The 10,837-nt window shown below is 63.5% G+C and carries 14 protein-coding genes; 6 read left to right on the forward strand and 8 right to left on the reverse strand.

What is annotated here, in order from left to right:
- Positions 1–331, forward strand: a 331-nt coding sequence (locus tag AC1DX0_RS23210) for an NAD(P)-dependent oxidoreductase (RefSeq protein WP_477356983.1), incomplete at its 5' end; no start/stop codon positions are given.
- A 141-nt stretch (positions 332–472) separates the two neighbouring features.
- Positions 473–757: a hypothetical protein gene (locus AC1DX0_RS23215; protein WP_477220235.1), complete on the forward strand. Its 285-nt coding sequence runs from the start codon at positions 473–475 to the stop codon at positions 755–757.
- A gap of 25 nt (positions 758–782) precedes the next feature.
- Here AC1DX0_RS23215 and AC1DX0_RS23220 read toward each other — a convergent pair whose 3' ends face one another.
- Positions 783–2,078, reverse strand: coding sequence for an amidase (locus tag AC1DX0_RS23220; protein ID WP_477220236.1), 1,296 nt, complete (start codon positions 2,076–2,078; stop codon positions 783–785).
- A 115-nt stretch (positions 2,079–2,193) separates the two neighbouring features.
- Here AC1DX0_RS23220 and AC1DX0_RS23225 point away from each other — a divergent pair, with 115 nt between their 5' ends.
- Positions 2,194–2,541 carry a GFA family protein gene (locus AC1DX0_RS23225; RefSeq protein ID WP_477220237.1) on the forward strand — a complete coding sequence of 116 codons (348 nt, stop codon included), beginning with the start codon at positions 2,194–2,196 and terminating at the stop codon, positions 2,539–2,541.
- A gap of 16 nt (positions 2,542–2,557) precedes the next feature.
- Here the strand turns inward: AC1DX0_RS23225 and AC1DX0_RS23230 are convergent, their stop codons facing one another.
- Complete coding sequence (locus AC1DX0_RS23230) at positions 2,558–3,466, reverse strand: SDR family oxidoreductase (protein ID WP_477220238.1); 909 nt, start codon at positions 3,464–3,466, stop codon at positions 2,558–2,560.
- A 96-nt stretch (positions 3,467–3,562) separates the two neighbouring features.
- On the opposite strand from AC1DX0_RS23230, the gene AC1DX0_RS23235 reads away from it, so the two are divergent.
- Positions 3,563–4,141: a TetR/AcrR family transcriptional regulator gene (locus AC1DX0_RS23235; protein WP_477220239.1), complete on the forward strand. Its 579-nt coding sequence runs from the start codon at positions 3,563–3,565 to the stop codon at positions 4,139–4,141.
- 38 nt (positions 4,142–4,179) lie between these two features.
- Here the strand turns inward: AC1DX0_RS23235 and AC1DX0_RS23240 are convergent, their stop codons facing one another.
- Positions 4,180–5,394 (reverse strand): MFS transporter, encoded by a 1,215-nt coding sequence (locus AC1DX0_RS23240; RefSeq protein ID WP_477220240.1) that lies wholly within the window; start codon positions 5,392–5,394, stop codon positions 4,180–4,182.
- A 184-nt stretch (positions 5,395–5,578) separates the two neighbouring features.
- Here AC1DX0_RS23240 and AC1DX0_RS23245 point away from each other — a divergent pair, with 184 nt between their 5' ends.
- On the forward strand, positions 5,579–6,550 hold the full coding sequence (locus tag AC1DX0_RS23245) for an AraC family transcriptional regulator (RefSeq protein WP_477220241.1): 972 nt from the start codon (positions 5,579–5,581) through the stop codon (positions 6,548–6,550).
- A gap of 120 nt (positions 6,551–6,670) precedes the next feature.
- The gene (locus AC1DX0_RS23250; protein ID WP_477220242.1) at positions 6,671–7,102 is read left to right on the forward strand and encodes a DUF4437 domain-containing protein; all 432 of its coding nucleotides are present in this window, start codon (positions 6,671–6,673) and stop codon (positions 7,100–7,102) included.
- 9 nt (positions 7,103–7,111) lie between these two features.
- Here the strand turns inward: AC1DX0_RS23250 and AC1DX0_RS23255 are convergent, their stop codons facing one another.
- The 5 genes from AC1DX0_RS23255 to AC1DX0_RS23275 form a co-directional block, all read right to left on the reverse strand.
- Positions 7,112–8,197 (reverse strand): ABC transporter ATP-binding protein, encoded by a 1,086-nt coding sequence (locus tag AC1DX0_RS23255; RefSeq protein WP_477220243.1) that lies wholly within the window; start codon positions 8,195–8,197, stop codon positions 7,112–7,114.
- Positions 8,197–9,300, reverse strand: coding sequence for an ABC transporter ATP-binding protein (locus AC1DX0_RS23260; RefSeq protein ID WP_477220244.1), 1,104 nt, complete (start codon positions 9,298–9,300; stop codon positions 8,197–8,199). Before AC1DX0_RS23260 ends, AC1DX0_RS23255 begins: the two co-directional genes overlap by 1 nt.
- Complete coding sequence (locus AC1DX0_RS23265; protein WP_027043349.1) at positions 9,297–9,521, reverse strand: hypothetical protein; 225 nt, start codon at positions 9,519–9,521, stop codon at positions 9,297–9,299. Before AC1DX0_RS23265 ends, AC1DX0_RS23260 begins: the two co-directional genes overlap by 4 nt.
- A complete protein-coding gene (locus AC1DX0_RS23270; RefSeq protein ID WP_477220245.1) occupies positions 9,518–10,477 on the reverse strand; it encodes a carbohydrate ABC transporter permease in 960 nt (319 codons plus the stop codon). The genes AC1DX0_RS23265 and AC1DX0_RS23270 overlap by 4 nt, the downstream gene beginning before the upstream one ends.
- A gap of 1 nt (position 10,478) precedes the next feature.
- On the reverse strand, positions 10,479–10,837 hold a 359-nt coding region (locus tag AC1DX0_RS23275), incomplete at its 5' end, for a carbohydrate ABC transporter permease (protein WP_477356985.1).

Below are 10,837 nucleotides of genomic sequence, written 5' to 3' on the forward strand. Positions count from 1 at the left end.
CATGAAGCCCAATGCGCTGCTGATCAACGTTTCGCGCGGGCCGGTCGTCGATGACGACGCGCTGATCGAAGCCTTGCGGGAGCGCCGCATCGGCGGTGCATCACTCGACGTTTTCTCGACGCAACCGCTGCCGTCAAATCAGTCCTATTTCAGCTTCGACAACGTCATCATCAACCCGCATATGTCAGGGATTACCGAGGAATCGAGGATGCGCATGGGCGTCGGCGCGGCGGGCGAGGCCCTGCTGGTGCTGGCGGACAAATTGCCGGTCAATCTGCGCAATCCGGAAGTGGTCGATCATTACCGGCGGCGGTTTCCGCTCGACATATAGCGGATCGCGGTTTCGCCCCAATTCTCCGCGACGTTGAGAGCTATGTCCGGTCTTCGCCTCGCATTTCTGATTGCTTCGTCCATCTGCGCCTTGCCGGCATTCGCCGCGGCGGAGAGCAGCTAAGTCTATTGCGACAACGGATTGCGTTGCTTCAAGGCGCCCTGCCCGTCGAACAGCGCGCTCGACCTTGCCACCGGCGCGATCATCAAGGGTGTGTCGATCGACACCAACGGATTGCCGCAGGCCGACAAGGCGATAATCGATCAGTCCGACGCGCTTTACAGCGGAAAGATCGTCGTCAGGGGCTCGATCGAGCGTCGTACCCAGACCATCACCGGCAAGGATTACAGCCTGCCCTGGCTGGTCGCGACCCGCATCGTGCGCACCGCCAAGGACAGTGAGCGCAAGCACTGCTCGTCGCCCTGACCCACTCCTAGCCACTCACAGCCGATCAGCCGCGCAGCAACCTCTCCACTTCAGCGGCAATCTGTAGCAGATGCCGGTCGAGGCCATTGCGCGCCACCAGCATCAGCCCGGCCGGCAGGGCCATGCCGGGCATCGGCAGCGAGATCGCGCAGAGGTCGAACTGGTTGGCGACCTGTGTGTTGCGCAAGAGCAGGCCTTCAATATGGTCGCGCAACTCGACATTCTCGGCCATGGAAGCGATGGTCGGCGCCGTCACCGGCGTGGTTGGCAGAGCCAGCACATCGACCGATGTCAGCCGCTCGTCCATGGCAGCAGTCAGAGCAGTGCGGCGGCGCAAGGCCCTGATGTAGACCGGCGCCGGCAGCATCGCCGCCCGCGACAAAGGCCCGCTGACATGCGGGTCCACCGGCACCCCTGCGCCCGTCGCCAGCCAGTCGGCATGGATCTCGGCCCCTTCCATGGCAGCGATCGAACCGCGCTTGGTCGCCGCGCGCAGCTCAGCGATCATGTCGTCGATCGACAGATCCGCAATGCGCGCGCCGGCCTGTTCGATCTTGCCGAGACAATGCTCGAACGCCGCCGTGACCTCGCTTTCCGTGTCGCCGAAAAGAACGCCGCGCGGAATACCGACGCGAAGCCCGGCGAGCGGAATGGCCGCCAGCTCTGTCGGCACGTCGCCAGCCATCACCGCATCAGCGGCGGCACATTGCGCGACGGTTCGGGCGAGCGGCCCGATCGAGTCCAGCGTGCCCGACAGCGGAAAGGCGCCAGAGAGCGGCACGCGCCGGGCCGTCGGCTTGAAGCCGACGACACCATTGAGCGCCGCCGGAATGCGGATCGAACCGCCGGTATCGGATCCGATCGAGATGTCGCTCGTCCCCTCCCCGACGGCAACGCCGGCACCTGAGGACGAACCGCCGGGGACACGGCTCGCCTCGGCGGCATTTCCTGGCGTGCCGTAATGCATGTTGTCGCCAATCGCGGTGAAGGCGAATTCGGTCATGTTGGTCTTGCCGATGATGACCGCACCGGCCTGCCGGAGCCGGCTGACGATGGCCGCATCACGCAGCGCGGGTGCAGCGGTCTTGCGCATCAGCGAGCCGGCCGTGGTCGCCTCGCCGGCGACATCGAACAGATCCTTGATTGAGACGATGGTGCCGTCGAGTGGTCCGAGCGTCACGCCGGCGCGGCTGCGGGCATCGCTGGCGTCAGCCGCGGCACGCGCCGCTTGGGCATAGAGCTTGGTGAAGACCTTCTCGCCGGCCGCACGATTGGCAAGACGTGACAGGATGATTTCGAGACGATCGCGGATTGATTGCATGTCGGTGTCGGACTCCGCCAAGCTAGAGCGTCTTTAAGGCAAGCAGCCGTTCGGCCTGCGGAAGGGATAGCCCGGCCAGCGTGCCTTTGCACCTGCCAGCGATAGGAAGATACTGATGCTGTACAAAGGCAGCTGTCATTGCGGCAAGGTCGCCTTCGAATTCAAGGCGGAACTGACCGGCGCCATCAGGTGCAATTGTTCGATCTGCTCGCGCAAGGGCGCCTTGTTATGCGCCATCCCGCATGAGGGCCTGACGGTCCTCGCCTGGGGCGATGATCTGGGCAGCTACACATTCGGCAATCAGGCCATGGCACACCGCTTCTGCCGCAGCTGCGGCATCCACCCATTCGCCGAGGATATCGGCGAAGGCGGTGAACGCAGCGCCTACATCAACCTCAACTGCGTCGCCGATGTCGACCCGTCAACCCTGTCGATCCTGGATTTCGACGGGCGTTCGGCCTGAGCGATTCCATATTGCCTTACCGATAACCCGTAGCGTCGGCGGGTTTGCCGGCGTCTTGGACCTCTGGCACATAGCGCCAGGCATCGGGCCTCGAACCGTCGAGATCGGTAAAGCCATAGACCTGCGCCAACCCACCGCTAGACAGCGACTGCCCGTTCCAGCGCGAGCGGTCAGGGTCTGCGGCCAATGCGGCAACGGCCCGCCCGACAAAGCGCGGTGTCTCAGAAATGACGAAATGCGGTACCGTTGCCGTGGCCTCGCGCCAGTTCTCTTCGCGCACTCCAAAGGCCTCCAGCATCATCTCCGACCGTAGCCAGCCGGGCGTCAGCGAGACCGAGGTGGCGCCATGTTTTGCAAGGTCCTTGGCGTGAGCCCATGCCATGCGGTTCACCGCGACCTTGGCAAGGTCGTAGAAGGGCGACAGTCGGTAGTGGTCGGCATTGTATTCGGCGGTGCCGTCCGTGACTTCGACCAGCAGTCCGCCTGGCTGCTCGATCATAAGGGGGAGCGCATGATGGGCAGTGATCAGATGCGTGTCGATGGCCAGCCGCAGCATGCGCAAGCCATTCTCCAGATCATGCTCCCAGACCGGCTTGTCCCATTCGAACAGTTTTTCGCCACCCCAGATGTCGTTGACCAATATGTCGAGGCGCCCCTGTTCGGTGCGGATGCGCTCGACCAGACTGCGCACATCGTCTGCCACGAGATGATCAACCTGCACGGCGATGCCCCTGCCGCCATTCGCCGTGACCATTTCCGCCGTTTCCTCGATTGTCTCTGGCCGCGCATACTCGGATTGTTGGGCGCGCGTGCTCCGGCCGGTGACATAGACCGTGGCGCCAGCAGCACCGAGTTCGACCGCTATGCCGCGCCCCGCACCACGCGTTCCACCGGCGACCAGGGCAATTTTCCCTTGCAACGTCATTAGTCTCTCCCAAAAACGAAACCATCGACAAGCGGGGCTGGTCCGCGCCGCCTGCATCATATATAAATGATCATTCGGTTATATTGGAATGTCAAGATGACCCGACCCAAAACCCGGTCCGACGAGCAGGTGCTGGAGGCAGCCCTTCGCCTGATCCATGAACATGGTCCGGAGGCACTCACTTTCGAACGGCTGGCAAAGGCTTGCGGCCTGTCCGGCGCGACATTGGTGCAACGCTTCAAGAACAAGGCGCAGTTGAAACAACGCACCCTTTTGCATGCCTGGGACGGTCTCGACGACAAGACTAGAACACTGGGCGCCGCCGTTGCCCGGACCCCGGCCGGCGCCGTCGAATTGCTGGTGGCGCTGTCGCAAGGTTATGGCGGCATCGAATCCTATGCCGACGGCCTGCTTGTCCTGCGCGAAGATCTGCGTGACCCGATGCTGCGGGCGCGGGGCGCGGCCTGGAAGGCATCTCTGTCCAAAATCCTTGCAGATTGCTTTACGGAGATGTCCAGCCCGCCACAGGACGTCGGCCTGCTGATGGCCTCGCACTGGCAGGGCTCGCTCTTGTGGTGGAGCTTCGATCCGACGATGAATGTAGCCGCCTATGTCGACGACAGTCTCAACCGCTTCGTCGTTGCCGTCACAACGACAGCGACCCGAAAACCGTGATGGTTCTCGGGCCGCTGGATAAGTCAGAGATGAGAGGGCTACTCGGCCGGCTTCGGGCCGCGCAGGAACACCACGATGGCCGCCAGCAGCGTTGCCGCGCCGCAATAGGCGAAGGCGCTGGCGACACCGGCATGGTCGACCAGCAGGCCGCCGAAGACGGCGCCCAGCGCAATCGCCACCTGGAAGGTCGCCACCATCAAGCCGCCGGCGCTCTCGGCCTGGTCGGGCGCTGCCCGCACCAGCCAGCTCTGCAGCCCGACCGGCACCGCGCCGAAGGCAAAGCCCCAGGCCGCGACGGCAGCCGCGGCGATCGTCGGCGAGGCGCCGAAGATCAGCATCGAGGCTGCCACTACGGCAATCAGCAGGGGCGCCAGCGCAACCGCGGCCTTGAGGTTGCGCTCGGCCAGGATGCCGCCGACGATGTTGCCGAAGAAGCCGCCTACGCCATAGGCGAGCAGAACCAGCGAGATCGTCTCGATGTTGAGCACCGGCACCTTCTCAAGGAAGGGCCGAACATAGGTGAAGCCGGCAAAGTGCCCGGACGCAACCAGTAGCACGACCAGCAGGGCCACCCGGATCGACGGCCGCTCGAGCACCTCAAGCAAGGTGCGGAAGCTCGCGACACCCACAGGCGGCAGCTTCGGAATGGCCGCTACCTGCACCAGCAATGCCAGCGCAGCGACGACTGTCGCGATCATGAAGGCCGTGCGCCAGCCCCAGATGTCGCCGACATAGGCGCCGACAGGAGCAGCAGTGACCGTGGCCAGCGAAACGCCGGTCAGAATGATCGACATGGCGCGCGGCATCAGCCGCATCGGCACCAGCCGCAGCGCCATTGCCGCCGACATCGCCCAGAAGCCGCCCAGCGCCACGCCGAGCACGACGCGAGCCAGCAGAAGCATGGGCAGTGACGCGGCAAAGGTGGCCACAAGATTGGACAGGATGAGGAACGACGTCAGCATCCACATCACCAGCCTGCGGTCCATGCGCCTGGTGATGATCGCCATGGTCGGTGCGGCGATCGCGGCAACGATCGCGGTTGCCGTCACCGCTTGTCCCGCCACGCCTTCCGTGACGCCGAGATCGCGCGCCATTGGCGTCAGCAGGCTGGCGGGCAGGAATTCGGCGGTGACCAGTCCGAACACCCCAAGCGCCAGTGATACAACGGCACCCCATGCCGGCTCGGTTCGTTCATCGGTGTCTGCGGGGCTCAGAAGTGTGGCGTCGATGACGCCTGTCGCGGGTTCGGCCATGGTCAGTCTCCGATCTGTTTGCGGCATCACATAGGCAATGACCGCCCGCGGCTTCCACCCGTTTCCATGCCTTGCCGTCACGGCTTGGCTATGAGGTCGGCCTTGGCTTGGTTGCGGCGCAGCATTTGGCTGCACTGCAACATAGGGAGTGACGCCATGGCGTTTCCATGCTAGAAACACCGAAATGACCTACAATTCGTCCAAAGCTGCTTTGCCCGCGTCCGGTGACCCGCTGACCGACATGCTGCGCGGCTTGCGCCTCGACGGCGTCGACTATGGCCGCTGCGTGCTTGGCGAGCCTTGGGCCGTTTCCTTTCCCGCGCAGAAAGCGGCACGGTTCCATTTCATCGGGCAGCAAAGCTGCTGGCTGTTCTCGCCGTCGAAGGAGTGGATCGAGCTGTCGGTTGGTGACGCGCTACTGATCCCGCGCGGCGACGAGCATATTCTGGCCAGTGCGCCGGGCGTGCCGCCCGTTCCGATCGGCCGCTACTCAATCGAACCGGTATGCGAGAACATCTACGACGTCTCGAACGGCTGCGATGGCTGCAAGACGTTGTTGTTCTGCGGCAGCATGCACTTCAACCTCGACGGCTCGCACCCCCTGCTCGACATGATGCCCAGTCTGATGCAGGCGCATAAGTTGATGACCAACGCGCCGGGCATCCAGCATTTGCTCGATGCCATGGCCGGCGAAGTGACTATGGACCGGGTCGGCTCCGGCGGCATTCTGGCGCGCCTTGCCGACGTGCTCGCCGCCACCATCATCCGCTCCTGGGTGGAGAATGGCTGTGGCGATGCCTCAGGCTGGATTGCCGCCGTCCGCAATCCCGATGTCGGCAAGGTGCTCGCCGCGGTTCATCTGCAGCCCGACCGCGACTGGACGGTCGAGGCGCTGGCCAGGATGATGGGCGCTTCGCGCTCCGCCTTCGCCCAGCGCTTTGCCACCGTCGTCGGCGAAACGCCGGCCAAATACGTGCTGCGCGTGCGGATGCACCAAGCGCGGCAATGGCTTACCCGCGACGGTTTGAGGGTGTCAGTGGCGGCGGCGAAACTAGGTTACGATTCGGAAGCCTCCTTCAGCCGCGCCTTCAAGCGGGTGATGGGCGTGGCGCCGAGCCACCTGCGCAACATCGGTAACGGCGACATCCACACCTGAGATTCGGATTCGGTACGTCCCGTCATCCCTCTCTGGACTGGAGAAATTGCCAAATCTTTTGGACGGCATGTCATTGCACGCCGGCCGTACCGCCATAGTCTGGCAGGCGGAGAAACCGCCATGCCCAATCGTTCTGCATTTCTAGTGCTCGCCACTCTGTGCGTCTTTCCCACTCGCGCCTTCGCCCTCGAGGACAGCTATCTGCCGGCCGACAAGATCCCCTATGTCGCCGAAGTGCCGGATCAGCCGCACCGCCTTGGACCGCTGTGGGGCGAAAGGGCCAAGGGCCCGGCCGGCACGTTGCTGAAGGTTCCCGGCAACTGGCGGGCTCCCGTTCATGCGCACACCGCGGACTACCGCGCCGAGGTCATAAAGGGGCTGTGGGCGCATTGGCAGATGCAAGGCGGCGAAGCGACCAAGGTCGAACTGCCTCCGGGATCCTACTGGACCCAGAAGGCCAATGAGATGCATGACGACGCTTGCCTGTCCGACACGGAGTGCGTGATCCTGCTCATCAACGACACGCCTTACGAGACCTACATGGCAAAGTGATCGAGCGCTCTATCCGGCGTGACGCAAACTAACACCGCTGCCCTTGTCGAACAGCACCACCTTCTCCGGGTTCCAGGCAAAGCGCACCGGCTGCTCGATGGCGACATCGGTCCTGGCCGGCACGGTGGCGCGCAGCGTCGTGTCGCCGACACGCAGCGTCAGAATCTTTTCCACGCCATGATTCTCGACATCGTGGACGCGCGCCTCGACCGGCGCGCCGCTTTCCAAATAGACATCCTCCGGACGGATGCCGAAGACGAGCGGGCGGCCGTCGGTCGCTCCGCTCGTCCTGGCTCCCCCTGATAAAGGCAGCTCGAAATTCAGCGGCGCCATCACTGCACGACCGTTCACCAGTTTGCCGTCGATGAGGTTCATCGGCGGCGAGCCGACGAAGCTCGCCACATAGGTGTCCCGGGGGTTGTTGTAGATTTCGTGCGGCGTGCCGGTCTGGACGATGCGGCCATGGTTGAGCACGCCCACCTTGTCGCCCATCGACATCGCCTCGATCTGATCGTGAGTAACGAACAGGAAGGTGGCGCCGAGCTGTATCTGCAGGTTTTTCAGTTCGGTGCGCAGCGCCTCGCGCAATTTGGCGTCGAGCGCCGACAGCGGCTCGTCCATCAGGAACACGCGCGGCTTGCGCACGATGGCGCGGCCGATCGAGACGCGCTGCATTTCGCCGCCCGACAGACGGTCGGTCTTGCGATCGAGCAGATGCTCTATCCTGAGCGTGCGGGCGGCGCGGTCGACGCGATCCTTGATCTCGGCATCGGGCAGCCGGCGGATCTTCGGCTTCAGCGGGAACTCAAGGTTCTCCCGCACCGTGTAGCGCGGATAGAGCGAGTATTGCTGCAGCACCAGCGCCACATCGCGCTCGGCCGCGCCCCAGTCGGCGACATCGACGCCGTCGATCAGGACTTGCCCTTCGCTGGGTTTTTCGAGACCGGCAATCAGCCGCAGCGTCGTCGTCTTGCCGGCACCGGTCTCGCCGAGCAGCACGAAGAACTCGCCATCGGCGATATCGAGATCGAGCCCGGTCAAGGCCGTGTGGTTGCCGAAACTCTTCGAGATGTTCTTGAGCTGGATATGGGCCATCAGAGCCTCACCTCAAGCGACTTGCCGCTTGCCTTGTCGAAGAAATGCGCCTGCGTCGGGTCGATCCTGGCAAACACCTTTTCGCCGGGGCCAGAGATGAAGCCGCTCTTGGTACGGGCGCGCAGCATCTTGGAACCCACTTTCAGGTCGACGATGTCGAAGGAGCCGAGTGGTTCGACGATCTGTGTCTCGACGGCCATGAAACCCTCCGCCGCGTCGCGGCGAATGAGCACGCCTTCGGGCCGGATGCCGAGCGCCAACTGACCGCCGGCGTGGCCGTTGAGCTTCGACAGCAGTGTGCGCGGAAACTCGAAGCCGGAAGCCGCTCCCCCGACCGTCACCGAGGCCGCGGCCGCGGTCTCGGTCACCGCCGCATCGGCTACATTCATCACCGGGCTACCGACGAATTGCGCCACGAACAGATTGGCCGGGCGCGAATAAACCTCGTCCGGTGAGCCAACCTGCTGCAGCACGCCCTCATGCATGATGACGATGCGGTCGGCGAGGCTCATCGCTTCGATCTGGTCGTGCGTGACATAGATGGTGGTCGAGCCCTGCTTGATGTGCAGTCGCTTGATCTCGGCCCGCATCTCCTCGCGCAGCTTGGCGTCGAGCGCGCCGATCGGCTCGTCCATCAGCATTGCCTTTGGCCGCCGCACCAGCGCCCGACCGATGGCAACGCGCTGCATGTCGCCGCCAGATAGCGCCGACGGCTTCTTGGCCAGCAGGTCCAATATCTGCAGTGTCTTGGCGACCGAGCGCACCTCGCTGTCGATCTCCGCCTTGCTCTTTCGCGTGGCGCGCAAGGGGAACGCTATGTTCTCGTAGACGCTCATATGCGGGTAGAGCGAGAACGACTGGAACACCATGGCGATGTCGCGGTCGGCGGCCTTCAGATGCTGGACCGGCTTGCCGTCGATGAGGATGTCGCCCTCGTCGATCGTTTCCAGCCCGGCGATGGCGCGCAAGGTCGTCGTCTTGCCGCAGCCCGATTGGCCAAGCAGCACGATGAACTCGTTATCCGATATTTTGAGGTTGAGGTCCTTGATGACCTGGACGGCGCCGAAGAACTTCTGGACGCCGCGAAGCTCGATCTGGGTCAATGCTGTGCTCCCGGATTTCGCGCGGCATGACCGGTGCCGGCCTCCTCCTCAGGCGCGATCTTCGAGGTGATGTTGAAGCCGATCAGCCCGATCAGGATGATGGTCAGGCCGTATGTGTGCAGCAGCATGTTCCAGGGCTGGCAGAGCGCCACGATGCCGAGCACCATGAGCACCTGCGAACCGGGCTCCAGATATTTCTGATTGATGGCGCGAAAGCTCATTTGCGGATCGCTCCGAAGGACATGCCGCGCAACAGATGATTGCGGAGCAGGAAGGTGAAGATCGCGACCGGCAGCAGGAACAGGAAGGTTCCCGCCGCGATCACCGTCCAGTCCGGTAGGCCGGAACCGACTTGGCTGGGGATGAAGGGGGGTGCTGTCTGCGCACGGCGATTGGTCATGATCAGCGCGAAGGCATATTCGTTCCACGCCGTGATGAAGCAGAACACGGCGGTGGCGGCGATGCCGGTGGCGGCCTCCGGCAGCACGATCTTGAAGAAGGCCTCCATGCGCGTGTAGCCGTCGACGAGCGCCGCCTCCTCATACTCCTTCGGAATTTCGTCCATGAACCCCTTCATCAGCCACACCGAGAAGGACAGGTTGAAGGCGGTGTAGAGGATGATCAGCCCGATGTGGGAATCGTTGAGGCCGACCGCGCGGTACATCAGGAACATCGGGATCGCTACCACCACCGGCGGCAGCATGCGTGTCGACAGGATGAAGAAGAGCAGATCCGCCTCCCCCTTCACCTTGAAGCGCGAGAAGCCATAGGCGGTGAAAGTACCCATGCCGACCGCCAGCACCGTCGAGGTGATGGCGATGATCAGCGAGTTCAGGAAGCGGCTCGGATAGCCCGACCACTGCACCTGGTCCTTGCCGTCGCGCACGATCTTTTCGCCGCCGTCGAAGACGACGCGTTCCCACCACGGGGCCGCTGCGTACTCTTCCGGCGACGGCGGGCTGCGCATTTGCGAGCGCTTGGTGAACAGCTTAACGAAGGGCGAAATCTCGGGCTGGAAGACGACCGTCGGCGGGATGGTCGTGGCCAGATTGCGCGGCTTGAACGCCGTCGAGGCAATCCAGTAGATCGGCGCCAGGAAGATGATCGTCACCAACAGCACGACGACGATGGCGACGCGGTTGAAGCCGATCTCGGAAGAAGTGCGCACAGCGGCCATCTCAGCGCTCCTTCACCTTGTTGAGGTATTTGACGTAGATGTTGGTGATCGCCAGCACCATGATCAGCACGATGTAGGCCAGCGCGCAGGAGCGCCCGGTCTGCCATTCCTGGAACGCCATCTTGTAGAGCCGGATCGAGATCAGCTCGGCCGTCGGCTGGCTGGTCAGGATGTAGGCAAGGTCGAAGGTCTTGAACGCTTCCATGGTGCGGAAGATGACCGCGATCATCAGGATCGGTGCGACCAGCGGCAGCGTGATGCGGAAGAAGGTGTAGAACGGCCCGGCGCGATCGATCGCGGCGGCTTCGTAGAGATGCTTCGGCACCGCCGACAGCCCGGCCAGCGACAACAGCATGACAA

This window comes from Mesorhizobium sp. P3_A9 (genome assembly GCF_056402975.1).